Raw genomic sequence first — 23,558 nt, 5'->3', positions numbered from 1 at the left:
GATACAGAGCTGCAACTACTCGTCGAAGTTAGAACAACGAAAGCCTTGCAAACTGGGATGCGTTCATACAGAGGCGTCATGAACAGCACGTTGTACGTCGGTACCGTGCGCCACCGGCGGTTTACGCCGGTCGAACACCGTTTCGATTACGACATTTTCATGCCGCTGATTGATCTCGATGAGCTGGAACAACTGCCTGCACTCGGCGTAAAGCTGGAACGTTTTTCGCCGGCCAGCTTTCGCCGAAAAGATTATCTGGGCGGCGGCGACATCAAAACCAAAGCGCAGGAAAGAATTGCCGAACTGACCGGCGATCGCCCTGACGGACGGGTAATGTTGCTTTGTCAGTTATGTTATTTCGGCTGTTATTTCAATCCGGTCAATTTCTACTACCTTTATGATAAGACCGGAATTTTGCGCTGGATGCTGGCCGAGGTGCGGAACACGCCCTGGAATGAACGCCACACCTACGCCGTGCTGCCCGACGGTTCGCAGCCGGTCCCGAAAGCCTTCCATGTGTCGCCTTTTAATCCGATGGACATGGTCTATCACTGGCGTCTGACATCCCCGGGAAAAGAATTACATATCACTATCGAAAATCACCGTAAAGAACGGGAATTCGATGCTGCCCTGTCGCTGACTGCCCGCCCGCTGACCCGCGACGCGTTGCGCCAGCAATTATGGCGGCTGCCTCTCATGACCGCGAAAACCGCCCTGACGATTTACTGGCAGGCGGTAAAACTGTGGCTGAAACGGGCACCTGTTTATTCTCATCCTCCCGTTGATAAGGACTGACCATGAGCCAACCCGAAGTGCAATTCGCCCGCGAAGGGGCGATGAACCGGCGCAGCAAGGCTGCACGCGCACTGATTCTCGGCGTATTAAAAAATCTGAATGGCGCCGGGTTAACGCTGCGTGAACCGGGTGAAGATGCGGTCTTTTTTGGCGACGCGACAGCCCCTTTGCAGGGCGAAATTGAAGTTCACAATCTGCGGGCTTACCGGCGGGTTTTGCTCGGAGGAAGCATCGCGGCGGGCGAAAGTTTTATTGATGGCGACTGGACGACGCCCAATCTGACGGCGGTTCTGCAACTGCTGGCCGAAAACATGAAGCTGGTGGATAAAATCGAAGCGCGGCTGAGCTGGCTGAGTACGCCGCTGAACAGGCTGATTCACTTATTCCGCCGCAACAGCCCGACGCAGGCGCGCAAAAATATCTCCGCGCATTACGATCTCGGCAACGATTTTTATCAGGGCTTTCTGGATGAGCAAATGCTCTATTCATCTGCCTGGTATCAGACACCGCAGATGTCGCTGGAACAGGCGCAGGAAGCCAAAATGCGCCGCTTGTGCGAACAACTGCAACTGCATGCGGGCGATCACCTGCTGGAAATCGGTACCGGCTGGGGCGCGATGGCAGAGTTTGCCGCCCGTGAATACGGCTGCAAAGTGACGACCACCACTATTTCCCGCGAGCAGTTCCGCTACGCCAGCCAACGCATTGCGAATGCCGGGCTGAGCGACCGCGTGACGGTGTTATTTGAAGATTACCGCTCGCTCGACGGCCAGTACGACAAGCTGGTTTCCATCGAAATGATCGAAGCCGTCGGGAAACGCTACCTTTCCACCTTCTTCAAACGCTGCAATGCCCTGCTAAAACCACAGGGACGGCTGGCGATCCAGGCAATCACCATTGCCGATCAGCGTTACGCGACGTACAGCCGCAAAGTCGATTTTATTCAGCGCTACGTTTTTCCCGGCGGTTTTCTGCCGTCTATTACCGCCATGAATGAAACGATGACCCGTTATACCGGCCTGGTGGTGCGCGACTTGTTCGACATCGGTTTTGATTACGCCCGCACGCTGCACGAATGGCGCGAACGGGTACAGCGTTACTGGAATGCTCAACCGGACGGCGTTCAGGACGAACATTTCCGCCGCCTGTGGCTGTTTTACCTGTGCTACTGCGAGGCCGGATTCCGCGCCCGTACCATCAGCACCGTACAACTTATCGCTGAGCGACGCGGATGAAATCGTGGCGGTTCTGGCTGCTGACGCTGGGCTTTGATGTCTGGTGGACACTGGCAGTCTGGGGACGCGACCAGTTTATCTTTTTTCTGCTGATCAGCAGTTTTCTGATGCTGGCGTTTACGCCTTCGCATCGACGTTTATGGGTGGCGGTCGTTTGCACGCTGGGCATCATGCTTGATTCGCTGTGGTGTATTTTGGGTCTGTTGGAATTTACAGATTCGCAGGCTGTTCCGCCGTGGATGATGACGCTCTGGCTGGGGTTCAGCGCGTGGTGGCTGTGGCTGCTTGGCGTAATACGCCTCGCGTGGTTCTGGCTGATCCCGCTCGGCGCGGTCAGCGGGCCGCTGGCGTATTTCCTCGGTATGCAGCTCGGCGCCATGCAGCTCATCGCCGCACCGGTTTACGTCTGGCTGGCGCTGGCCGCCGGATGGGCGGTTTTCCTGCCGCTGGTAAGTCTGCCGGTATTGTTCCGTAACACACGGAGAACCTGATGAAACGTTTTTTACTGCTGGCAATACCGCTGCTGTTTTCATTCTCTGCTATCGCCGCCACACCGTGGGATCACTGGCGGCAGGTGGGACGCGCCACGCTGAACTGGGGACCGTTTGAAGTTTACAACTCACAGCTGCTGACGCCGGAAGGCCATTATCAGGCGCAAAAATGGCCACAGGCGTTAGTGATCGACTATCTGTGCAGCATTGATCGCGAGGAACTGACCAAAGCCACGGAAGAGCAATGGCAGGCACTCGGACTGCTGGAACAGGCGCGGAAAAATGACTGGCTGAACCGCGTTGAAAAAATCTGGACGGACGTCAGTAACGGCAGCGAAATCGTTTTTCTGGCTGATGAGAACGGTGGCCAGTTTTACAGCCGCGCGCCCAACAGCGTGCTGATTCAACCCATCGGCGAACCGTTCAACCCGGCGTTTCGCGACGCATTCCTGGCCATCTGGCTTTCACCCGCCACGCAATATCCTGATTTACGCAGCAAGCTCATCGGCGCGACGGCGTCCGATTAATGTTCATCCGACCGGAGGTTTTATGACTGCCCTGCGCAAAATGCTTCTTCCACTTCTGGCGGCCTGCGCGCTGCTGCTGACCAGTTGCAGTGCCAGTATCAAAGATTATGCGCAAGCGCAGCCAGCGCTGGATATCTTCACCTATTTTGCCGGTGATACCGTGGCATACGGCATGGTGCAGGATTACAGCCATAAACAGACCCGGCGTTTTACCGCCAAAATTCAGGGTGACGTGGTGGCGGATACGCTGACGCTGCACGAGGATTTTGTGTATGACGACGGCGAGAAACAGACCCGCGTCTGGCACATCCGGAAACTCGCAGATGGCCGTTATACCGGTACGGCAGGTGACATTATCGGCACCGCGACCGGGCAATCAGCCGGAAATGCGTTCAACTGGAAATATGTGATGGACGTTAAATCAGGCGGCAGCACGTACCGCCTGACCTTCGACGACTGGATTTATCAGCAGGACGAACAGCATCTGTTTAACGTCACATCGCTGAGAAAATTCGGCGTCGAAGTGGCGCGTGTGACGCTGTTCTTTGAGAAGAAGTGAGGGTGTTAAATCTTCACCTCTTTAATCACCGTTTTGCGGCGGCCGAAGACGAATTTACCCAGCGTCACCAGCAGAACGGCGCAAAGAATTACGCCTAACGCTACCCATTCGACCGGCGAAAGGGATTCACCGGCGAAGCCGATACCCAGCAAAACCGCGACTATCGGGTTCACATAGGCATAACTGGTGGCGACGGCGGGACGCACGGTTTTCAGCAAAAACATATAGGCGCTGATAGCAATCATCGAGCCGAAAACCACCAGATAGCCCAGCGCCAGAAAGCCGCTCAGCGTCGGCGCGGCCGACAGATGTTCACCGGTGAGTCGGCTGGCAACCAGCAATACCACACCCGCAATAATCATTTCTGCCGCACCGGCCATCAGGCCAACCGGAAGGGTCAGGCGCGAACTCCACACCGAACCAAACGCCCAGCTCAGCGAGGCCAGCAGGATCAGCGCCGCGCCCCACGGGTTTCCTTCCAGATTGCTGCCGGTATTGAGCAGCACAATACCAAACAGGCCGATCGCCACGCCGGTCCATTCCAGACGGCTGTTGGGCATTCCCCACAGACGGCTGAAGCACAGCGTAAACAGCGGAACCGTAGCGACCATCACCGCGGCAATGCCCGACGGCACCTGCATATGTTCGGCGACAGTCACCAGACCGTTACCGACGGAGAGCAGCAAGATGCCCACCGCACCGGCGGCCATCCACTGTTTCAGCGTCGGGACTTTATGCCCGCGCAGCAGCAAAAAGGTGAACATAATGCATCCGGCAACAAAGAAACGCAGCCCGGCCATCATCAGCGGCGGCCAGCTTTCCACGCCCACGCGGATCACGAAATAGGTAGAACCCCAGATAAAATACAACGCAAACAGTGCTGCGATTAATGGCAGCAGGGAACGGGTCACAGAGGCAGTCATAGGAATAACTTATTAGCGTGATAATAAAGGCAAACAGTTAACGCTATTGGCCCGATTACCGGCAAGGGAATCTGTGCGATCGCGTCAAAATGTTGCTAAAAAGTTTCTGCATATGACAAAAAATGAGAGGCATTGGCGGTTAACGTAATTAGCGCATGAATAGTGTGTTGCAGGAGGAGGTAAACAATTTATAATTCGTCGTTCAAATTTCCGAGGTACTGCACATGAATTCGCTAGGCAAAAAATTATTTATCGCACTGTTTGGCCTGATGGCAATTGGCGCAATTGGTGGCGTGATGGTCGCGGGTTATGCGGTGGTGATTCAGGACGACGCCAAACCGGTCAGCGATAGCGACGCCCCTTCCGTAGTTCCGGCGCCGTCTTCGACGTCAGCGCACTGATTCACCGCCAGACCGCTGCTGCCACCGTTGCAGCCAGCGGCTCCAGCGTTCAAACAGCATATCCACGCAAATCGCCAGCAGCGCGACAATCACCGCGCCCTGCAAAACATACGCCGTATTAAAGCCGCTCAGACCGATAATAATCGGCGACCCAAGGCTTGATGTTCCGACCGTTGACGCAATCGCCGCCGTCCCGATATTGATGATCACTGATGTGCGGATACCGGCAATGATCACCGGCGCGGCCAGCGGGATTTCGACCTTTCTCAACATCTGCCAGCGGCTCATTCCGACGCCCTGCGCAATTTCGCGTGCCGACGCTCGCACCGATTCAATCCCGGCAATCGTTCCCTGCAAAATGGGCAGCAGGCCGTAAAGCACCAGCGCGATTATCGCTGGTTTTTCGCTAAACCCCATCACCGGCACCGCCACCGCCAGCACGGCGACCGGCGGAAAAGTCTGCCCCATCGCCACCAGCGTTTCGATCAGCGAGCGGAATTCCTTGCCCGCCGGACGCGTGACACCCACGCCCGCCGCCACGCCGATCACCACCGCAATCAGGCTGGAAACACCGACCAGCAAGAGGTGCGCTTCCACCAGCGAGGCGAAGCTTTCCTGCTGATACACCGGTCTGCTGAGCGCGGGAAACATCCAGTGAAACAGGCCGCCGAGCGACGTCATGCCGAAAATCAGCGCCAGCAAAAGCGCCAGTACCCAGATGAAAGGATCCGTGAGAACTCGCCGTAAGCCGTGTTTCATACAGCGTTCCCTGTCGTCGTCAGATCCGCAAAATGCAGCACACCGACCGGCTGCCCCTGCTCATCCACCACCGGCAGTTGCTGAACCTGTTGCGCGACAAATTTTGACAGCGCCTGGCTCAGGCTCATCGACGCCACCAGAGGTTTTTCATTACCGGCGTAATATTCGCCCTGACGTGTGCGCGAACCGACTTCCTGCAAGGACAGCAAACGAAGGCCCATATCGCTGCCGCCAAAGAAATCACGCACGAACGGCGTCGCCGGTTTGGTCAGCAATTCCAGCGGCGTGCCCTGCTGCACCACCTGCCCGTCGTTGAGCAGCACGATGCGGTCAGCCAGCGCCAGCGCTTCGTCGATGTCGTGCGTCACCAGCACAATCGTGCGGTGCGAGAGTTTATGAATACGCGCCACTTCTTCCTGCAACGTCGCGCGCGTTACCGGATCGAGCGCGCCGAACGGTTCATCCATCAGCAGCACTTCCGGGTCTGATGCCAGCGCACGCGCCACGCCGACACGCTGCTGCTGCCCGCCGGAAAGCTGGTGCGGATAACGCGTGCGGAACTGTTTCGGATCCAGACTCAGCAGTTCGAGCAATTCGGTCACGCGGTCGCGGATTTTGGCCTTCGGCCATTTCAGCAACTGCGGCACGGTGGCGATGTTCTCTTCCACCGTCCAGTGCGGAAACAGGCCAATCGACTGAATGGCGTACCCCATCCGGCGGCGTAAATCCTGCGCGCGAAATTTTTCAATCGGTTCACCGGCAAAGAGAATTTCGCCGCGATCGTGCTCTTCCAGCCGGTTGATCATCTTCAGCGTGGTGGATTTCCCCGAGCCGGACGTCCCGATCAGCACGGTGAATTCGCCTTTGGCCATTTCCAGCGTCAGGTCACGCACGACCGCCTTGCCAGCGAAGTGTTTACTTACCTGCTTGAAATGAATCATCTGCGTGAGGTTTCCAGTATTAAGACTGCGAATTTAAAAATGCTGTCGACCACGACGGCCATCAGAACCGCGGGGATCACCCCGAGCAACACCAGATCCAGCGCACTGCTTAACAGGCCCTGGAACATAATCGCCCCCAGCCCGCCCGCGCCAATCAGCGCCGCGACCATCGCCATTCCGACGGTTTGCACCGCCACAATCCGGATGCCGGTGAGGATAACCGGCAGCGCAATTGGCATCTGGACGCGGAAAAAGACCTGCCCGCGGTTCATGCCCATACCGCGCGCGGATTCAATCACCGCTTCCGGCACGGAATCGAGCCCGGCAATCACGCCGCGCACCAGCGGCAACAGGGAGTAAAGCACCAGCGCGATAATTGCCGGGGCCAGCCCGATACCGCTGATCCCATGTTCGCCCAGCCACGGCAGCGCTTTTGCCAGCCCGGCCAGCGGCGCGAGCAGCAGGCCAAACAGCGCAATCGACGGCACGGTCTGAATAATATTGAGCACCGACAGCACCGGCCCGCGCCAGCGCACATGGCGGTGGCAGAGCAAACCGACCGGCAGGCCGATCAGCACCGCAGGCACCAGCGTGCCGAACAAAATCCCCAGATGCTGCCAGAGTGCGTCGTTAAAAACGTCTGAACGGTTGTCGTACTCTTTCAGCAGCGACAGCCCGGAAAGCTGGCCGTAAAACAGCAGCAAAACCACCGGGATCAGCATCTGGATATTGAGCAAAATGCGCAGGGTGTGATTGCGGGTAAAACGGGAAATGGCGTCGGAGGCAATCAGCAGACACAGCGCCGCTGCCGCCCAGAAACCGCCGCCGAGCGAGGTGCGCGCAATACTGTCTTCGTTGCCGCCGGTCAGTTGTACCGCGGTATATCCGGCCAGCCAGACCAGCGCCGCCAGGAGAATTTCTGCCAGCAACATCACCAGCAAATGGCTGCGGCCAAACAACGTAAGAAAAGCGCTCACCACCAGCAATATCACCGGCAGAAGCACGAAAAAGGTATAGCCGTGGAGCAACGAGGCCAGCGAAATGCCCTGCCCCGACACCAGGCGGTTAGGCGCATGGCTGAGAAAGGCCAGACCGGAACCGGACAGCAATAACAGGAAAACCAGCGTCAGCAATACGCGGTTTTTAACGGGTGAATGATGAGCCAAAACGTTACCTGATTTCAGTGAACACGGCCCGCAGGCCGCATTCAGGGCGTCACTGCCCGGTTATTTTTTAACGAAACCTTTGTCCTGCAAATATTTCGCCGCGACCTTCTTCGCATCCTGACCATCGACCGCAATTTTCGCGTTCAGCGTTTGCAGCGTTTTGGTATCGAGGGAAGCAAAGACCGGTTTCAGCAGATCAGGAATGTTCGGATGCGCTTTCAGCGCGGCTTCGCGGATGATTGGCGCAGGCGCATAAATGGGCTGCACACCTTTCGGATCTTCCAGCGTTTGCAGGCCGAGCGCGGCCACCGGGCCGTCGGTGCCATACGCCATCGCCGCGTTCACACCGGACGTTTTTTCCGCCGCCGCTTTTATAGTCACCGCCGTATCACCGCCCGCCAGCGACAACAGTTGTTGCTGATTCAGCTTGAAGCCGTAGGCATTTTCAAACGCCGGCAACGCATCCGGACGCTCAATAAACTCCGCCGATGCCGCCAGTTTGAAATCCCCGCCGCTGCTGATGAATTTGCCCAAATCGGCCAGCGATTTCAGGTCATGCGCACTCGCCACATCCTGACGCACCGCGATAGTCCAGGTGTTATTCGCCGGTGACGGATCAAGCCAGACAATCTTGTTCTGGTCGTAATCGAGTTTTTTCACTTTATCGAAACCGGCCTGCGCATTTTTCCACGCCGGATCTTTTTCATCGGAGAAGAAGAATGCGCCGTTACCTGTGTATTCCGGGTAAATATCGATTTCCCCGGCGGTGATCGCACCGCGCACCACTTTGGTCGTCCCCAGCTGCAATTTATTGGTAGTGTGAATGCCGTTGGCTTCCAGAACCTGAATAATGATGTTACCAAGGAGGGAACCCTCGGTATCAATTTTCGAGCCGACACGAACGGCATCCTCTGCGGCCTGTGCGCTGAAACTCAATGCCGAAACCAGCGCCAGCGCTGCCATGGAAACGCCCCGTACTCGCCCAGTTGTTACAGTCATGTTCTATCCTCTTATCGGGTTATGTTGGTTTTTGTCGCCCGGCGACTGCTCTGTCTTTCTGCTTTCATCTGAATAAACAAGCTGCTAACAAGAATAGTCCAATTTTGCGCAGGGGAATGGATGGTGAGCCATAAAAGCAGGCAGCGGTACGGCTGTAAAATGCAAAAATGTTCGAAGCTTATCCGGTAAAACACTGAGCCGGAATCTTCTGTTTTCCCTTTAATAAGGAGAGCCAGATGTCCGTTTATTCCCCGAAAAGAACCGCACCACGCATGATTGAAGCCGCCGTGGTCAGTGATAACCATCAGCTCAAATTTGAAAAGTTGCGCCTGAGCGCGCCGCGCCGTAATGAGGTGGGTGTCCGCATCGTTGCCTGCGGAATTTGCCACACCGATATCAGTTTTTTCTCGCCGGGCGCTGTTTTAGGCCACGAAGGCGCGGGGATTGTCGAGCAGATCGGCAGCGCGGTGACGACGGTAAAACCGGGCGATCACGTTGTGCTGTCTTTTCAGTCATGCGGCCAGTGCGACGCCTGTTCCGCGCACCGCCCGGCAGACTGCGAACATTTTTCTACGCTGAACTTTGGCTTCTCCCGCCTTGATGGCAGCAGCGCTTACCCTCCGGGCATCAGCGGGCATTTTTTCGGGCAATCCTCATTTGCCAGTTATGCGCTGGTCACGGAACAAAATCTGGTGAAAGTCGATAAATCGCTGCCACTCGCCACGCTGGCTCCGCTCGGCTGCGGCCTGCAAACCGGTGCGGGTACGGTAATGAATACGCTGAAAGTGAAAAAAAGCGATCGTCTGCTGGTCATTGGCACCGGTGCGGTAGGCATGGCGGCGGTGATGGCGGCAAAAATTGCTGGGGCAAAAGAGATTATCGCCCTCGATCACCATCAGCACCGGCGAGATCTGGCGCTGGAACTGGGCGCGACAGAAGCCATGAAAACCGGAAAGGAGCGTAGTCTGCGCGAAACTCTGGATTACGTTATCGATACGGCGGGCGTTTCCGCGCTGGATAAACTCGGGCAGGACGCGCTGAAAGACGGCGGCACAATGGTACGGCTGACCGGTACGGGCGGGGCAACGCTTTCGCGCGGGAGGAAAATACTCAGCGTGATCCAGGGCGACGCCGTGGCGCAGGCGTTCATCCCAAAAATGATTACACTCTGGCAGGCCGGGCAATTTCCTTTCGACCGCCTGCTGCATTTTTACGACTTTCAGGATATCCGTCAGGCTATTGACGACGCCGCCTGCGGCAAGGTGATGAAGGCCGTTTTACGCTGGCCTGCGCAGGCTTAGATCACTTTGCTTTAACTTATAGCCATTTGTTTTTACGTATCGCTGAATCAGGACTTGTGACCGGCATCACCTCGCCTCTATGCTGGTTTTTTTGTCAAAAAGCGTAAACACAACAATGTCTGATTCAATTGCGGCCTCTCCCGCCGCCTCTTCAGGGGATTACAGCGCAGATTCTGCGTCTGACAAACCGGTGGTGATTCGTTCTGCTGCCGATATTACTCAGTTAGTGAACCGTGGCGCCGCGAAAATCAGCGACGCGCGCATCGTGATAGCTATCGCACTGGGCGGCGTTTTCCTCGACGCTTACGACCTCGGTGCGCTGGCCTTCGGGATGAAAGATATCACCCGCCAGTTCGGCCTGACGCCTTCCGGCGCGGGCTTTGTCGCTTCCGCAATCACCTTCGGGGCGATTGTCGGCGCGCTTTTCGGCGGCTATCTGACCGACAAAATTGGCCGTTACCGTGTGTTCATGGCCGACATGTTCTTCTTTGTGATTGCCGCACTGGCCTGTGCCTTTGCGCCAAATGAATGGGTGCTCGGCGGCTCGCGCTTTGTGATGGGCCTCGGTGTCGGTATCGATTTACCGGTGGCGATGGCGTTTTTGGCGGAGTTCTCCAAACTTCAGGGGCGCGGCAATAAAGCCTCACGCGTGGCGATGTGGTGCCCGACGTGGTACGCGGCGATCAGCGTTTCCTATCTGCTGGTTCTGCTGCTTTACGCGGTATTGCCGGCCACGCACACCGACTGGCTGTGGCGTTTAATTCTCGGTTTTGGCGCGGTGCCGGCGATTCTGATTATCGCGATACGCCACCGTTACATGAATGAATCGCCGGTCTGGGCGGCGAATCAGGGCGACCTGCAAAGTGCGGCGGCTATCCTGAGAAAATCCTATAACATCAATGCGGTTGTTGCCGATGATGCCGATAAAACGCCGCAGGTGAAAGTGCGCAAAGCGGCATGGCGGAATTACGGCACGCTGTTGAAGGGCATTTATCTGCGCCGCACCGTGCTGGCTACGGTGACCGCCGTCGCCTCGTCATTTGCCTACAACGCCGTGGCGTTCGGTCTGCCGGTAATTTTATCCAGCTTCCTGAAACAGTCGATGATCAGCACCATTTTGTTCTCGCTTGGCCTGAATCTGTGCTTCGCGTTTGTCGGCGGTCTGATTGCCGTGCGCTATGTCTCTAAATTTGGTGCATGGAAAATGACTTATGCCGGTTACGCCTGTCAGCTCATTGCGATGATCGGGCTGGCGCTGGTTGGCCGTCCGGCCGACGGCGGTGAAGCGGCAATTTCCATCGCCATGCTGGCATTGTTCCTGTTCGGACAGGGATTCGGTCCGGGCTCGCACACCATGACATTCGCTTCGCTGAGCTACCCGACGTCGCTGCGCGGCATGGGTGTCGGTTTCAACCAGACGCTGATGCGCGCCAGTTCCACCCTTTCACTGTTCCTGTTCCCGGTACTTTCCGCCGCGTTAGGCACCGGCGTGTTTTGGGTGATCGCGTTAGCGCCGCTGGCAGGACTCATCGTGCTGACAGCGGTGCGGTGGGAACCGTCGGGGTATGACGTAGATGCTGAAGATTTTCAGCAGGAAATTAAACCAGTTTAGTTTTTGCCTTGCTTCTCCCCCTGCGAAGGGGGAGGTCGGGAGGGGGTTTTAAAAGCTAACGCCTTGTCTAAACAAACTTTAAATCTTGTTTTTGACCTTAATACCCCACCCCAACCCTCCCCTTCGCAGGGGAGGGAGCAGATCGGTATTCTTACTCATCTCTGTTAGAAAACTGAGAGAGTGACATCACATCACCGCGCTCCTCGGCGCAAACACAAACCCGATTCCATTCTCGATCATCGCGGCGACCAGTTCAAATCCGCCATTCGGTTTCCCTTTTGCGTATTCCAGTTCACTGGTAAATATCGGGCTGACCCAGAACTGATTCACCGGGTCGCCGTAAATCTCAGGCAGGTCCATTTTATCGGCCGGTCCGCACAGTGCGGAGGAAATGACGTGGCCTTCGAAGCCCAGAGGTGCCATCGGAGACATCAGCGTGTGGCCTTCGCCGAGCCAGCTAAGCGTGGTCCACGGGATTTGCGCATAACCGGACAGCGCGCTCGCCATCTGCACGGCGTTTTCTTCGGTCACGTACTCTTTCCCGACGGAAAACGCCAGTTCAATGCGGCGATGCTTTTCGGCTTCATCGTTGAAAATGATGTCGATTTGCGGCATCGGGCGGATACTCATACCGACGGTGAAGAAGTAATAATTCTCATCGTCTTCGTGCTGGGAAATCGCCATCGGAGGCCAGCTGCCCTGGTTAATCAGGTAATATTTCAGCGAAGGGCCAAAGCGATCTTCGTAGGATTCGAGCAGTTTTCGCTGGATTTTCGGCCACGGATTGCTGAATTCATTTTGCCAGTCACGCCAGAAAAGACGGGTTTTTTCTGCCAGCTCACACTGCGTATTGGTCGAGGCAGACCCCAGCGGGAAGGTCAGCGGGTTCTGCGCGATGCACCCGGCGGAATAACACACCGAGTGATCGATATACAAACTCCAGCCGGGGATCACCGCCAGCAGCAAACCCTGATACCACAACGCCGCGCCGTCATCGCTTTCGTTCCACAGGATCTGAATCTGCGACGGATCCAGCGGCGCTTCGCCTTCCAGATTGCGGCAATAAGGCGCGGCCAGCAGCGGCGCGATGCCCTGTTCGGTGGCGGCGGTGTCATCGTGCAAAGGCGCAGGCACCAGATTACGCACCCAGCAGGCACGCATTTTCGGAAAGCGGTCACGCAGATCTTCCCGGGCGAAAATGTAGAAATACACCACGCGGTTGTCCTGTTCGACCAGCGCGGTCAGGGTTTGTTTGTCGTTACTGACTTCAGCAACAATGTCGGACTGGCGCATATGACCTCGGCAATGTTAGGAAGCTTATTATTCCCTGTGATGGTCAGTGTAGAACGGATAAGCCAGCCCGATAACGGGCAATATTCCCAAAAATCCCCGATAAATCATCAAAACACGCGCTTTTTACGCGAATGCGGTTTGTTACCGGCAGAATTGATTACCGGCAATAAAGTCGGAACAGTTGTGCCAGATGTGCCGCCATCGGCGTCAGCGTGGTGTCACGCCGCTGAATGAGATAGAACGTCGCGGTCGGCAACGGCAGATCCAAATCGAGTGCCACCAGGCTCTGGCCGATCACCGGATCGTTAATCACATCCACGGATAACACACTGAGGAAATCCGTTTTGGCAATCAGGCTGGTGCAGGACATAAACGTCTCGCAAATCACGCTGATATTCGGTTCCGCGTCCATCTCGCTAAACACTTCACTGAGCAGTTTGTAATAGCTTCCGCGCGGCGTCGGCATGGTCCAGTCGCAGTGAAGCAATTCTTTCATCGAACGCGCGTTTTGCATCGGGTGTCCGCGTCTGGCGACCACGCGGTACTCTTTATCCATCAGCTTTTCGTATAACAGTTCGTTATCAAAGGGCCCCTGATAATAGGTGTTTACGGTAAAATCCAGCTCGCCCTGACGCAGTTCAGGGATCATCGACACCAGCTGGCCTTCCGCGATACGCACTTTCACATTGGGGAATTCCCGGTGAAAACGGTCGATCACCTCCGGCATTATGGTGCGCGCAATGCTGGCACCGACACCGATATTCACCCTGCCGCTGGTTCCGCCGAGGCGCTGGGCGATGTCTTCCTGCGCCACCCGCAGCTCTTCGAGAATCAGGCTCGCGCGTTTAAAAAACGCGTCACCACAATCGGTTAGCGTCACGCCCTGACGGCGGCGGACAAATAATCTCGCGCCCAGTCCTTCTTCCAGCTCTTTAATCGATTTGGTGAGCGCAGGCTGGGAAAGATTGAGCAGACGGCTGGCGGCGCGAATGCTGCCCTGTCGTGCTACTGACACAAACGCCCGCAGCTGATGCATTTTTATTTGTGATGGCATGAGATTCTTTGATAACCCCTGATTATCACTAAGAAGATTTTGGCATCTTATATGCCCTGATCGCTTTGTGTACATTGAAAAACACATAAGGCAGACGTTCGTCATAAAACGCTGACCGATACGACGGCAAAAATGCCGCGATGCAGTCCCTTCCGCCGGGGCTTTTCCTGCGGATTTTTCCTCCAAACGGCAACAAATTACGGGTTACTGGTTTGCGCTTCGCGCCTGCCGGTCTGGGTTTGTTGTGCCAGTTTTCGTGCTCCGGCGCGCACTCCCCCCAAACAAGATTTCCTCCTTTCTGCTTTTGGCAGAAAGCCTGCATGTCTGTAAAAAAGAGAGTCCGTGATGGTTAATGAGATTTCTGAACACATTGAACAGCTGTTCCCTGCCCTGCAAACACAACGTCGTGACCTGCATAAATATGCCGAATCCGGCTGGCTGGAATTTCGTACGTCCACGCTGGTGGCCGACCGGCTGGAGAAACTCGGGTACGCGCTGAAACTGGGCAAAGACGTTATCGATGCGGATTCGCGCATGGGTTTGCCTTCTGCGGCCGTGCTGGCCGAACACGAGCAACGCGCGCTGGAACAGGGCGCAATTGCCCGCTGGATGCCGCATTTTTCCGGCGGTTTCACCGGCATTGTTGCCACGCTGGAAACCGGACGTCCCGGCCCGGTGATGGGATTTCGCGTCGACATGGATGCGCTGGATTTAAACGAGGTGCTCGACGAGGCGCACCGCCCATTCCGCGAAGGATTTGCTTCTGCCAATCACGGCATGATGCACGCCTGCGGCCACGACGGGCACACCACGATCGGTTTAGGCCTGGCGGAAGTGCTGATGCAGGCGCGCGATAAGCTTTGCGGCACGATCAAACTGATTTTCCAGCCTGCGGAAGAAGGCACGCGCGGCGCGAAATCCATGGTCGCGGCAGGCGTGGTCGATGACGTCGATTACTTCACCGCCGTCCATATCGGCACCGGCGTTCCGGCCAATCATATTGTCTGCGGCAATGACACGTTCATGGCGACCACCAAGCTCGACGTGCGCTTCACCGGCGTGGCGTCGCATGCCGGTGGCAAACCGGAAGAAGGCCGCAACGCCCTGCTGGCAGCGGCGCAGGCCACGCTCGGTTTACACGCTATTCCCCGCCACAGCGGCGGCAGTTCACGGGTCAACGTCGGCGTATTGCAGGCAGGCACTGGCCGCAACGTAGTCGCCTCTTCCGCCATGATGAAAGTCGAAACGCGCGGTTCCACCAATGAGGTCAACGAATTCATTTATCAGCAGGCGCTGAAAGTGATTTCCGGCGCGGCCGAAATGCATCAGGTGAAATTCGACATCAAACTGATGGGCGCGGCGCAAAGCAGTAAACCAACGGCGGCGTGGGTCAATTACATCCATCAGCAGGCGGAAAAACTGGGTGAATTTGCAGAGATTATTGACCGTCAGGAAGGCGCGGCGGGATCTGAAGACGCGACGTACATGATGGAACGTGTGAAAGCGCGCGGCGGCGAAGCCTCTTATGTGATTTTCGGCACTGACCTGAGCGCAGGGCATCACAACGAGCTATTTGATTTCGATGAAAAAGTGATGATGCAGGGCATCAAAACGCTGGCCGCACTGGCGCTGAATATCGCTGAATTCAAAGGGGAAAACTGATGGCTGCTCAGCAAAACATTGTCAATTTCATCAGCGATTTTATCGATAACCAGCAACCGGCGCTGGCGGAAATCAGCGACGCCATCTGGGATCATCCTGAAACCCGTTTCGCCGAATCGTTCTCTTCAGCATTGCTGGCAGACAAACTGGAAGCCAGCGGATTTACGGTTGAGCGCGGCGTCGGTGGCATGGAAACGGCGTTCATCGCCAGCTTCGGCAGTGACAAACCGGTGATCGCCCTGCTCGGCGAATTCGACGCACTGGCCGGGCTGAGCCAGAAAGCCGGATGCAACACCGCGCAACCGCTGATCGAAAACGGTAACGGCCACGGCTGCGGGCATAATTTGCTCGGGACGGCGGCGCTCGGTGGCGCGCTGGCGGTAAAAGCCTGGATGGAACGCGAAAAGATTCAGGGCACAGTGCGGTTTTACGGCTGTCCGGGCGAAGAAGGCGGTTCCGGCAAAACGTTTATGGCCCGCGAAGGCCTGTTTGGTGACGTCGATGCCGCGCTGACGTGGCATCCGGAAACTTACAGCGGCATGTTCAGCAACCAGACGCTGGCCAATATTCAGGCGTCGTTCAGCTTCAAAGGCGTGTCCTCACACGCCGCTGCTGCGCCACATCTGGGCCGCAGTGCGCTGGACGCCGTGACGCTGATGAACACCGGTTCCAACTTCCTGCGTGAGCACATTATTCAGGAAGCGCGGCTGCATTACGCCATCACCAATGCGGGCGGTATCTCGCCGAACGTGGTGCAGGCCGATGCGGAAGTGTTGTACCTGGTTCGCGCACCGCAGATGGATCAGGCGCAGGGGATTTTCGACCGCGTGGTAGATATCGCCAAAGGCGCGGCGCTGATGACCGGCACTACGATGTCGATGCGTTTTGATAAAGCCTGTTCCAATTACGTGCCGAACCGCACGCTGGAAAACGCGATGTATCAGTACGTTAAAGCGTTTGGCGCACCGCAGTACACGGATGAAGAACAGGCGTTTGCGGCGTCAATTCGCGCCACGCTGACGGAACAGGATATCGATAACAATCTGCTGAACATCTCCCGCACCAGCGGCGCAGAAGGGGTGGCATTTGCCGAAACGCTGCGCACGTCACCCCTGACCGACGCCGTTGCGCCTTATGCACCGAACAGCAATATTCTCTACGGCTCCACCGACGTCGGGGATGTCAGCTGGCTGGTGCCGACCGCTCAGTGTTTCAGCCCGTGCTTTGCGGTCGGTTCGCCGCTGCACACCTGGCAGATAGTATCGCAGGGGCGCACATCAATCGCACATAAAGGCATGTGTCTGGCGGCAAAAGTGATGTCCTCCACGGCCATCGAGCTGTTCACGAAGCCTGATTTACTCGCGGCATGCCAGAAAGAGCGAGACGTCCTGCGCGAACGCCGTCCGTATCACTGCCCTATCCCGGCGGGCGTAAAACCTTCGCCACTCAAATAAATCACGACGAGTAAACCGCCCGCTCATGCCCCGTTCCGGCAGAGACGGGCGGCATAAATATAAAAAAATCAAACACGACAGAGGGTTAAGAGATGAGTATTGAAGCACAAGACTCCGGCCAGAGCCCGGGAGGTTTTCTCCAGTGGGTAGAACGTGTAGGTAATAAAATTCCCAATCCGTTTTTGCTATTTGTTTATTTGATTGCCATTCTGATGGTCGCCAGCGCAGTGATTTCGTGGCTGAATATTACGGCGGTAAATCCGAGTAACGGCGAAATTATCCACGTTAAAAATCTGCTGAGCGTGGAAGGTATCCAGTGGATTTTGCCGAACGTGATTAAGAATTTCAGCGGATTCACCCCGCTCGGCTCGATTCTGGCGCTGGTGATCGGCGCAGGTCTGGCGGAGCGCGTCGGGCTGCTGCAAAGCCTGATGTATAAAATGGCGTCGAAAGTGAACGCCCGTTATGCCAGCTATATGGTGATCTTTATCGCCTTCTTCAGCCACATTTCGTCCGACGCCGCACTGGTGGTGATGCCGCCGCTGGGCGCACTGATTTTCCTGGCTGTCGGGCGTCATCCGGTGGCCGGTTTGCTGGCGGCGATTGCCGGTGTGGGCTGCGGCTTTACGGCAAATCTGCTGATTGTGACCACGGACGTGCTGCTTTCCGGGCTGAGTACCGAAGCGGCAAAAGCGATTAATCCGGCGGTTCAGGTCAGCGTTATCGATAACTGGTATTTCATGGCTGCGTCAGTGATTTTACTGACGATTGTCGGGGCCATTCTGACCGACAAATTTGTCGAACCGCGTCTGCCAGTTCATCGCGGCGAACGTAACGAAGAGATGAAGAAGCTGACGCCGGAACAGAACCGCGGCCTGATGGCGAGCGGGATTGCGGCGCTGGTGTTCATCGGGCTGGTCGCGCTGCTGGTGGTTCCGGAAGCCGCACCGCTGCGCAATCCGAAAACCGGCGGCATCATCCCGTCTCCGTTTATTCAGGGCATCGTACCGCTGATCATTTTGTTCTTCTTCGTGATTTCGGTGCCTTACGGCATGGTGACGAAGCAAATCCGCAGCGCCAGCGATGTGCCGGATTTGCTGGTTGATCCGATGAAGTCTATGGCCGGTTTTATCGTGATGGTGTTCCCGCTCTCCCAGTTTGTGGCGTTTTTCAACTGGAGCAATATGGGAAAATTTATGGCGATCGGGCTGACGGATGTGCTGGAAAATCTCGGCATGACCGGTATTCCGGCGTTCCTCGGGCTGATTTTCCTGTCGGCATTGCTGTGTATGTTTATCGCCAGCGGCTCGGCGATCTGGTCGATTCTGGCACCGATTTTCGTACCGATGTTTATGCTGCTGGGCTTCCATCCGGCATTCGCGCAGATCGTGTTCCGCGTCGCGGATTCCTCAGTGATCCCGCTGGCTCCGATGTCGCCGTTTGTACCGCTGTTCCTCGGATTCCTCCAGCGATACAACAAAGAGGCGAAACTCGGCACCTACTATTCGCTGGTGCTGCCGTACCCGATTGTATTTTTCGTGGTGTGGCTGCTGATGCTGGTTGGCTGGTATCTGCTGGGTTTACCGATCGGACCGGGCGTTTATCCGCATTTATAAGTTCAGGAAGGCAAGCGGCCCATGCGGCGCATCGCGCGATGCCATGAGCCGTTTCTGACCGCCCAGCGCAGGATGCCTGCGATGCGGCGGGTGCCAAAACGAATCGTTTTACGCTTAACCGGGGAAAGGGAAATCCCCAGTTGTTCCGCCGCCCAGCCGGGCAAAAGCTCGATACCGGCCTGAATCATCAGGCTGCCGACCGGTTTAGCCAGACGGCTTGGCGCAGGCGCATTACGCAATAACCGCACAACTTCCTGCGTTCTTTCATCGCAGCGCAACTGAGGCCGCATGGCTTGCAAATAGGCTTCTACCGCCGCAACGCTGTCGGGCACATTCACCGCCCCGAGGCTTTCTGCCACGCGGGCGAATTCCTGGTAATAGCGGTCCTGTTCGGTTGAACTGAGTGAAGGATTGCGGTAACGCAGATGAGATTGCAGAAAGCTGTACGCTTCCGCGACGTGTACCCACACCAGTAAATCCGGGTCGCTGGCAGCGTAAGGCGTGCCGTGCGCATCGGTGCCGGTCACGTGCAGATGAATGAATTTTACTTTTTCGATGAGCGCCGTGGCATCACGGGTCGGGGCAAATGTCGTTCCGGAAATAAACTGACTGGTGCGGCGCAGGCGGCCGAGCATGTCTTCGCGAAATGTGGAGTGATCCCAGACACCGGCGAGCGCCAGCGGGTGAAGCATTTGCAGCAGCAAGGCACTGACACCGCCGCAAAGCATCGAAGAAAAGTCTCCGTGAATTCGCCAGGTTACGCTTTCAGGGCCAAACAGCCCCGGATCGCCCGCAGGATTCTCGAAGTCTATACCGCCTAACGCCAGGCCCGAAATACTCAGCACCTGGCGTTCTATTCTCTTTCTTAATAACTGACGAAAATCAGACATCCGTTAGTGCGCAGCAGTGATTTGCACGGTGTTTTTTGTCAGTTCTGGCCACAGGTTCATGACCACGTCGATCAGACGATTAAGCTCAGCCGCCGTTGCGCCATCGCGCGCCTGGACAGAGAAACCCTGAATGGTACAGGCGAGGTATTTCGCCAGCAGGGCACTGTCCGTCACCGCAGCCAGATTGTCGCTTTGTTTCTGTTTCTCGAAATATTCGAACAATGTCCGTTCCTGCGACAGATGGTGCTCACGCAGCATTTCGGCAATATCCGCGGAAGATGAAGACATCCCGGACGATGCGCTGATCATGAAGCAACCGCTCGGCGTATCACAGTCAGTAAACAGGTTTGCAATGGCACGCAAATACTGGTCAATCGCCTGTTCCACGGACAAATCAGGTCTGCTCAGCAGACAGCGTCCTTTTTCGTAGAAATTTTTAACGTAGTGCTCAACGGCTGCGCGGAAAAGCCCTTCTTTATTACCGAATTCGGCATACAAAGTTGGCGCTTTTGCACCGGTTGCTTCGACCAGATCAGCTAATGAAGTGGCCTCGTAACCATGGCGCCAGAATAAATTCAGGGCCTTGCTCAGAGCAGTTCCACGGTCGAACTGTTTTGGGCGACCGCGACTTTTCCGGACCAAAGCCGTCTGTTCAGTGCTCATACACCCTCCTTCCATCACCATTGTGATAATGGTTATAAAAATTGTTTTTAGAAATAACTTAACGATCATTATTAAAAATAGTTGCGCACAAGTCCAGCGGAGTTTATCATTTAATTATCGAGCGATAAGAAAATCACTCACACCCGCAAAGCTGCACAGCTATAAGCGCTTTATAAAAGCAAAATACCCAGGACGAAACATCATGAGTAACTTCAAAATCCTTCTTGCAGTTCTGGCATTAACCGCTGCACCGGTTGCCAATGTTGCCGCACAGCAGGTTATCATGATGCCAGTACAGAGTCAGGAAGTGGCGATGGTCAATGTGACCGGTGACAGTAACTTCTGTAACCCGGCAACCTGTACGAACAAAAAAGTCGCGCAGAGCCGTATTTCCACTTCTCCGTCTCAGCCACCTGCACCAATGACTTCTGGTCATAAACCGGCTTCCATTTACTACTAAGGAAACCGGCCCTGACGACAGAATGTCTGAGCAGGAATAACGATAAGGCGGCATTTGCTGCCTTATCTTTTTTCTAAGCCGACCCTAGTTTTAACACCCTCTCCCGCCGGAACCAACCATTAACTTAGCGATCATTAAAGATTCATTCAGCACAATATTGGATAAGCCCGAACTCCATCTTTCAGGTGAATCATTTTAAAAACATAAATTTAACAAAACAAAAACAACAATGCGCTTTGGTGTGATGTTCGTCACAGCACAATAAGTTAACGCTCATTAAAAAAACATCTTGCACAAACCCTCAACACCCCTTACCATTTACTTATCGAACGTTAAATAATAAATAACGTTGACCGAATAACGGGGCTGACGAAAACGTCACTCCAAAAAAAATTAACGAACAGGAATACAAATCATGAAAAGTATCGCAATGACAATCGCTGCTCTGACACTCGCTACCGCTTCTTTCTCTGCTCTTGCAGCCACTGAGGTTCAGTCCGCTCCGGCAGGTGCACAAACTATCGGGACTATCAGCGCTTCTTCAAACGGTAACCTGACGACTTTGCAGTCAAAACTGAATGCGAAAGCGACCGAAGCCGGTGCATCTTCATACCGCATCATCGGTGCTTCTGGTGAAAACCACCTGTACGGTACTGCTGAGCTGTACAAATAAGCACAACGACATTCGTTAGCAGATTGTTCCGCACAATTAGTTAACGATTAATAAATAATTTAGTTGCACAGAATGTGATCCAGGTCTAATATTTAATTATCGAACGTTAACAAATAACGTCTGACCTAAACCACCTGCTGATAAACAGATTAAAACAGGAAGAAATCATGAAAAACATCACTATGACATTAGCTGCAATCGCCCTCGCTACCGCTTCATTCTCAACTCTGGCTGCGACTGAAGTTCAGTCTGCACCAGAAGGCCAACAGGCAATCGGTGTGGTAAGTGCTTCTTCAAGCAATGATTTGTCAAGCCTGCAAAACAAGCTGAACGCTAAAGCGAATGAAGCCGGTGCAAGTTCATATCGCATCATCGGTGCTTCTGGTGAAAACCACCTGTACGGTACTGCTGAGCTGTATAAATAAGCACGGAGTACGATTTGATAAGGGTAAAGCAGCATTTAGTTAACGATTAATAAGCTAGATGTTGTATCGGACAGAAGACAGCTTTGCACATTAAATGAACGTTGATGACAACGCCTGGCAAAGCGCAATAAACGAATTGAGGAAACCATCATGAAAAACATTACTATGACTCTCGCCGCCATCGCACTGGCAACCGCATCATTCTCTACCCTGGCAGCGACTGAAGTTCAGTCCGCTCCGGCTGGTCAGCAGGCGATTGGTGTCGTCAGCGCAACTTCAGGTAACAGCCTGAGCAGCCTGCAGGACAAACTGAATGCTAAAGCCAGCGAAGCCGGTGCAAGTTCTTACCGTATCATCGGTGCGTCTGGTGACAACCACCTGTACGGTACAGCTGAACTGTACAAATAAGAGTCCTCAGCAGTAAGCAGAAGAGGCGGCGTTTGCCGCCTTTTTCGTGTCTGCGATTTGAGGAGACCTTTAAATTGATCCCGCCACACAGGGATTTCTCCCTGCTTTTCTTTTGCAGCACCTCTTAGAAATCAGTTCGCTGAGCTTTTGAGCTGGTTATCCTGCTCGTGTTGCTCCAGCGCCAGTTCGATCAGACGCGTGATTAGATCACTGTAGTTTAAACCGCTGGCCGCCCACAGTTTCGGGTACATGCTGATGTTGGTAAAGCCCGGCAACGTATTAATTTCGTTGATAACGACGTCACCCTGTTCGGTCAGGAACACATCGACGCGCGCCATGCCCCGGCATTCCAGCACCTGAAATGCCTGCAATGCGATGGCACGAATGCGGTCATGCGTCTCCTGCGGCAAATCGGCGGGAACGGCAATCGATGCGCCGGCTTCATTAATGTACTTGGTGTCGTAGGAATAAAACTCGTCGTGCAGGATGACTTCGCCGCATACGCTGGCCTGCGGGTAATCGTTGCCAAGTACCGCGCATTCGATTTCACGGCCTTTAATCGCGGATTCGACCAGCACTTTATGATCGAAACTGAATGCTTTTTCCAATGCAGTAATGAAACCTGTTTCGTTGCTCACTTTGCTGACGCCGACGGAAGAACCCTGATTGGCAGGCTTAATAAACAGCGGTAAGCCGAGCTGCTTAGAGACTTCAGCAAACGTATATTTCTGGCGATTCGCACGGGTCAGGGTGACAAAGGGTGCGACGGACAAACCGGCATCCCGCAGCAGACGCTTGGTCACATCTTTATCCATGCTTACAGCCGACCCCAACACGCCGGAACCGGCGAACGCAATGTTTGCCATGCGCAGCAGTCCCTGCAATGAACCATCTTCGCCCAGCGTTCCGTGAACAATCGGGAAGATGACGTCCACCTGCGACAATGCGCTGGCACTGTGCGTTTCAATCAGCTGATTTTCAGTTTGCCCCGGAATGAGCGCGACCTGATTATTCGAGCGGTTGAGGGCAATCAGTGACGGATTTTCAGCATTAATCAGGTAGTTACTGGCGTCATTAATATGCCACTCGCCTTTCTTATCGATGCCCAGCAAAGTCACGTCAAAGCGTTCTTTATCAATGGCATCCACAATATTTTTTGCTGATTGTAATGACACTTCGTGCTCTGCCGATTTGCCGCCAAAAATGATGCCTACCCGTAATTTACTCACCTGCTGCTCCTTGTCGCCAGCC

At 55.1% G+C, this 23,558-nt stretch carries 24 protein-coding genes and 1 pseudogene; 15 read left to right on the top strand and 10 right to left on the bottom strand.

Annotated elements, in window-relative coordinates; translation table 11 throughout:
- Nucleotides 1–78: 78 nt before the first annotated feature.
- From J8X26_RS19310 to J8X26_RS19290, 5 genes are read left to right on the top strand one after another with little or no spacing between them, the layout of a single operon-like run.
- The gene (locus tag J8X26_RS19310; protein ID WP_152325533.1) at nucleotides 79–795 is read left to right on the top strand and encodes a DUF1365 domain-containing protein; all 717 of its coding nucleotides are present in this window, start codon (nucleotides 79–81) and stop codon (nucleotides 793–795) included.
- Nucleotides 796–797: 2 nt separating this feature from the next.
- Nucleotides 798–2,030: a cyclopropane-fatty-acyl-phospholipid synthase family protein gene (locus J8X26_RS19305; protein WP_152325532.1), complete on the top strand. Its 1,233-nt coding sequence runs from the start codon at nucleotides 798–800 to the stop codon at nucleotides 2,028–2,030.
- Nucleotides 2,027–2,521, top strand: coding sequence for a DUF2878 domain-containing protein (locus J8X26_RS19300; protein ID WP_208951644.1), 495 nt, complete (start codon nucleotides 2,027–2,029; stop codon nucleotides 2,519–2,521). The genes J8X26_RS19305 and J8X26_RS19300 overlap by 4 nt, the downstream gene beginning before the upstream one ends.
- Nucleotides 2,521–3,048, top strand: a complete 528-nt coding sequence (locus J8X26_RS19295; protein WP_208951643.1) for a hypothetical protein — start codon at nucleotides 2,521–2,523, stop codon at nucleotides 3,046–3,048. Before J8X26_RS19300 ends, J8X26_RS19295 begins: the two co-directional genes overlap by 1 nt.
- A gap of 22 nt (nucleotides 3,049–3,070) precedes the next feature.
- Complete coding sequence (locus tag J8X26_RS19290) at nucleotides 3,071–3,607, top strand: DUF3833 domain-containing protein (protein WP_152325529.1); 537 nt, start codon at nucleotides 3,071–3,073, stop codon at nucleotides 3,605–3,607.
- Between the two features lie 5 nt (nucleotides 3,608–3,612).
- Here the strand turns inward: J8X26_RS19290 and yedA are convergent, their stop codons facing one another.
- Entirely contained in the window at nucleotides 3,613–4,530 is a 918-nt protein-coding gene (yedA, locus tag J8X26_RS19285; RefSeq protein ID WP_152325528.1) for a drug/metabolite exporter YedA, read from the bottom strand.
- Nucleotides 4,531–4,754: 224 nt separating this feature from the next.
- On the opposite strand from yedA, the pseudogene J8X26_RS27985 reads away from it, so the two are divergent.
- Nucleotides 4,755–4,856, top strand: a pseudogene (locus J8X26_RS27985) (hypothetical protein); the annotation flags it as partial.
- Nucleotides 4,857–4,919: 63 nt separating this feature from the next.
- Here the strand turns inward: J8X26_RS27985 and J8X26_RS19275 are convergent.
- Genes J8X26_RS19275 through J8X26_RS19260 form a run of 4 tightly spaced genes read right to left on the bottom strand, consistent with a single transcriptional unit; the run spans nucleotide 4,920 to nucleotide 8,796 of the window.
- Entirely contained in the window at nucleotides 4,920–5,690 is a 771-nt protein-coding gene (locus J8X26_RS19275) for an ABC transporter permease (RefSeq protein ID WP_208951642.1), read from the bottom strand.
- Nucleotides 5,687–6,631 (bottom strand): ABC transporter ATP-binding protein, encoded by a 945-nt coding sequence (locus J8X26_RS19270; protein WP_152325526.1) that lies wholly within the window; start codon nucleotides 6,629–6,631, stop codon nucleotides 5,687–5,689. The genes J8X26_RS19275 and J8X26_RS19270 overlap by 4 nt, the downstream gene beginning before the upstream one ends.
- The gene (locus J8X26_RS19265) at nucleotides 6,628–7,797 is read right to left on the bottom strand and encodes an ABC transporter permease (RefSeq protein WP_208951641.1); all 1,170 of its coding nucleotides are present in this window, start codon (nucleotides 7,795–7,797) and stop codon (nucleotides 6,628–6,630) included. Before J8X26_RS19265 ends, J8X26_RS19270 begins: the two co-directional genes overlap by 4 nt.
- Nucleotides 7,798–7,857: 60 nt before the next feature.
- A complete protein-coding gene (locus J8X26_RS19260; protein ID WP_152325524.1) occupies nucleotides 7,858–8,796 on the bottom strand; it encodes an ABC transporter substrate-binding protein in 939 nt (312 codons plus the stop codon).
- Between the two features lie 236 nt (nucleotides 8,797–9,032).
- Between J8X26_RS19260 and J8X26_RS19255 the strand changes: the two genes are divergently transcribed.
- Together J8X26_RS19255 and J8X26_RS19250 are read left to right on the top strand one after the other, a co-directional pair.
- Nucleotides 9,033–10,097 carry an NAD(P)-dependent alcohol dehydrogenase gene (locus J8X26_RS19255; protein WP_208951640.1) on the top strand — a complete coding sequence of 355 codons (1,065 nt, stop codon included), beginning with the start codon at nucleotides 9,033–9,035 and terminating at the stop codon, nucleotides 10,095–10,097.
- A 115-nt stretch (nucleotides 10,098–10,212) separates the two neighbouring features.
- Nucleotides 10,213–11,709 (top strand): MFS transporter, encoded by a 1,497-nt coding sequence (locus J8X26_RS19250; protein ID WP_208951639.1) that lies wholly within the window; start codon nucleotides 10,213–10,215, stop codon nucleotides 11,707–11,709.
- Nucleotides 11,710–11,895: 186 nt separating this feature from the next.
- On the opposite strand, the gene J8X26_RS19245 is transcribed toward J8X26_RS19250, so the two are convergent.
- Together J8X26_RS19245 and J8X26_RS19240 are read right to left on the bottom strand one after the other, a co-directional pair.
- On the bottom strand, nucleotides 11,896–13,002 hold the full coding sequence (locus tag J8X26_RS19245; RefSeq protein ID WP_152325521.1) for a suppressor of fused domain protein: 1,107 nt from the start codon (nucleotides 13,000–13,002) through the stop codon (nucleotides 11,896–11,898).
- Between the two features lie 157 nt (nucleotides 13,003–13,159).
- Entirely contained in the window at nucleotides 13,160–14,056 is an 897-nt protein-coding gene (locus J8X26_RS19240) for a LysR family transcriptional regulator (protein WP_152325520.1), read from the bottom strand.
- A 345-nt stretch (nucleotides 14,057–14,401) separates the two neighbouring features.
- Here J8X26_RS19240 and J8X26_RS19235 point away from each other — a divergent pair, with 345 nt between their 5' ends.
- The 3 genes from J8X26_RS19235 (at nucleotide 14,402) to abgT (ending at nucleotide 18,788) form a co-directional block, all read left to right on the top strand.
- Nucleotides 14,402–15,718 carry an amidohydrolase gene (locus J8X26_RS19235; RefSeq protein ID WP_208951638.1) on the top strand — a complete coding sequence of 439 codons (1,317 nt, stop codon included), beginning with the start codon at nucleotides 14,402–14,404 and terminating at the stop codon, nucleotides 15,716–15,718.
- Nucleotides 15,718–17,172, top strand: coding sequence for a M20 family metallopeptidase (locus tag J8X26_RS19230; RefSeq protein ID WP_244370684.1), 1,455 nt, complete (start codon nucleotides 15,718–15,720; stop codon nucleotides 17,170–17,172). The genes J8X26_RS19235 and J8X26_RS19230 overlap by 1 nt, the downstream gene beginning before the upstream one ends.
- 92 nt (nucleotides 17,173–17,264) lie before the next feature.
- Nucleotides 17,265–18,788: a p-aminobenzoyl-glutamate transporter gene (gene abgT, locus J8X26_RS19225; protein WP_208951637.1), complete on the top strand. Its 1,524-nt coding sequence runs from the start codon at nucleotides 17,265–17,267 to the stop codon at nucleotides 18,786–18,788.
- A 2-nt stretch (nucleotides 18,789–18,790) separates the two neighbouring features.
- Here abgT and J8X26_RS19220 read toward each other — a convergent pair whose 3' ends face one another.
- Complete coding sequence (locus J8X26_RS19220; RefSeq protein ID WP_208951636.1) at nucleotides 18,791–19,678, bottom strand: oxygenase MpaB family protein; 888 nt, start codon at nucleotides 19,676–19,678, stop codon at nucleotides 18,791–18,793.
- A 3-nt stretch (nucleotides 19,679–19,681) separates the two neighbouring features.
- A complete protein-coding gene (locus J8X26_RS19215; RefSeq protein ID WP_165059540.1) occupies nucleotides 19,682–20,341 on the bottom strand; it encodes a TetR/AcrR family transcriptional regulator in 660 nt (219 codons plus the stop codon).
- Between the two features lie 202 nt (nucleotides 20,342–20,543).
- Between J8X26_RS19215 and J8X26_RS19210 the strand changes: the two genes are divergently transcribed.
- The 4 genes from J8X26_RS19210 (at nucleotide 20,544) to J8X26_RS19195 (ending at nucleotide 22,307) form a co-directional block, all read left to right on the top strand.
- Nucleotides 20,544–20,801, top strand: coding sequence for a hypothetical protein (locus tag J8X26_RS19210; protein WP_208951635.1), 258 nt, complete (start codon nucleotides 20,544–20,546; stop codon nucleotides 20,799–20,801).
- A 415-nt stretch (nucleotides 20,802–21,216) separates the two neighbouring features.
- Nucleotides 21,217–21,474: a YdgH/BhsA/McbA-like domain containing protein gene (locus tag J8X26_RS19205; RefSeq protein ID WP_208951634.1), complete on the top strand. Its 258-nt coding sequence runs from the start codon at nucleotides 21,217–21,219 to the stop codon at nucleotides 21,472–21,474.
- A 167-nt stretch (nucleotides 21,475–21,641) separates the two neighbouring features.
- Nucleotides 21,642–21,899, top strand: coding sequence for a YdgH/BhsA/McbA-like domain containing protein (locus J8X26_RS19200; RefSeq protein WP_013576350.1), 258 nt, complete (start codon nucleotides 21,642–21,644; stop codon nucleotides 21,897–21,899).
- 150 nt (nucleotides 21,900–22,049) lie between these two features.
- Nucleotides 22,050–22,307 carry a DUF1471 domain-containing protein gene (locus J8X26_RS19195; RefSeq protein WP_152325512.1) on the top strand — a complete coding sequence of 86 codons (258 nt, stop codon included), beginning with the start codon at nucleotides 22,050–22,052 and terminating at the stop codon, nucleotides 22,305–22,307.
- 131 nt (nucleotides 22,308–22,438) lie between these two features.
- On the opposite strand, the gene ddlA is transcribed toward J8X26_RS19195, so the two are convergent.
- Entirely contained in the window at nucleotides 22,439–23,536 is a 1,098-nt protein-coding gene (ddlA, locus tag J8X26_RS19190) for a D-alanine--D-alanine ligase (protein ID WP_208951633.1), read from the bottom strand.
- Nucleotides 23,537–23,558 lie beyond the last annotated feature (22 nt).

It is taken from the genome of Rahnella sp. ChDrAdgB13 (assembly GCF_017655185.1).
Taxonomy (GTDB): Bacteria; Pseudomonadota; Gammaproteobacteria; order Enterobacterales; family Enterobacteriaceae; genus Rahnella; species Rahnella contaminans.
This window is presented reverse-complemented; position numbering and strand designations above follow the sequence as displayed.

Bases quoted from the DNA above. Each gene is read 5' to 3' on its own strand.
- J8X26_RS19310 (WP_152325533.1), top strand. From the start codon at position 79: ATGAACAGCACGTTGTACGTCGGTACCGTGCGCCACCGGCGGTTTACG.
- J8X26_RS19305 (WP_152325532.1), top strand. From the start codon at position 798: ATGAGCCAACCCGAAGTGCAATTCGCCCGCGAAGGGGCGATGAACCGG.
- J8X26_RS19300 (WP_208951644.1), top strand. From the start codon at position 2,027: ATGAAATCGTGGCGGTTCTGGCTGCTGACGCTGGGCTTTGATGTCTGG.
- J8X26_RS19295 (WP_208951643.1), top strand. From the start codon at position 2,521: ATGAAACGTTTTTTACTGCTGGCAATACCGCTGCTGTTTTCATTCTCT.
- J8X26_RS19290 (WP_152325529.1), top strand. From the start codon at position 3,071: ATGACTGCCCTGCGCAAAATGCTTCTTCCACTTCTGGCGGCCTGCGCG.
- yedA (WP_152325528.1), bottom strand. From the start codon at position 4,530: ATGACTGCCTCTGTGACCCGTTCCCTGCTGCCATTAATCGCAGCACTG.
- J8X26_RS19275 (WP_208951642.1), bottom strand. From the start codon at position 5,690: ATGAAACACGGCTTACGGCGAGTTCTCACGGATCCTTTCATCTGGGTA.
- J8X26_RS19270 (WP_152325526.1), bottom strand. From the start codon at position 6,631: ATGATTCATTTCAAGCAGGTAAGTAAACACTTCGCTGGCAAGGCGGTC.
- J8X26_RS19260 (WP_152325524.1), bottom strand. From the start codon at position 8,796: ATGACTGTAACAACTGGGCGAGTACGGGGCGTTTCCATGGCAGCGCTG.
- J8X26_RS19255 (WP_208951640.1), top strand. From the start codon at position 9,033: ATGTCCGTTTATTCCCCGAAAAGAACCGCACCACGCATGATTGAAGCC.
- J8X26_RS19250 (WP_208951639.1), top strand. From the start codon at position 10,213: ATGTCTGATTCAATTGCGGCCTCTCCCGCCGCCTCTTCAGGGGATTAC.
- J8X26_RS19245 (WP_152325521.1), bottom strand. From the start codon at position 13,002: ATGCGCCAGTCCGACATTGTTGCTGAAGTCAGTAACGACAAACAAACC.
- J8X26_RS19240 (WP_152325520.1), bottom strand. From the start codon at position 14,056: ATGCCATCACAAATAAAAATGCATCAGCTGCGGGCGTTTGTGTCAGTA.
- J8X26_RS19235 (WP_208951638.1), top strand. From the start codon at position 14,402: ATGGTTAATGAGATTTCTGAACACATTGAACAGCTGTTCCCTGCCCTG.
- J8X26_RS19230 (WP_244370684.1), top strand. From the start codon at position 15,718: ATGGCTGCTCAGCAAAACATTGTCAATTTCATCAGCGATTTTATCGAT.
- abgT (WP_208951637.1), top strand. From the start codon at position 17,265: ATGAGTATTGAAGCACAAGACTCCGGCCAGAGCCCGGGAGGTTTTCTC.
- J8X26_RS19220 (WP_208951636.1), bottom strand. From the start codon at position 19,678: ATGTCTGATTTTCGTCAGTTATTAAGAAAGAGAATAGAACGCCAGGTG.
- J8X26_RS19215 (WP_165059540.1), bottom strand. From the start codon at position 20,341: ATGAGCACTGAACAGACGGCTTTGGTCCGGAAAAGTCGCGGTCGCCCA.
- J8X26_RS19210 (WP_208951635.1), top strand. From the start codon at position 20,544: ATGAGTAACTTCAAAATCCTTCTTGCAGTTCTGGCATTAACCGCTGCA.
- J8X26_RS19205 (WP_208951634.1), top strand. From the start codon at position 21,217: ATGAAAAGTATCGCAATGACAATCGCTGCTCTGACACTCGCTACCGCT.
- J8X26_RS19200 (WP_013576350.1), top strand. From the start codon at position 21,642: ATGAAAAACATCACTATGACATTAGCTGCAATCGCCCTCGCTACCGCT.
- J8X26_RS19195 (WP_152325512.1), top strand. From the start codon at position 22,050: ATGAAAAACATTACTATGACTCTCGCCGCCATCGCACTGGCAACCGCA.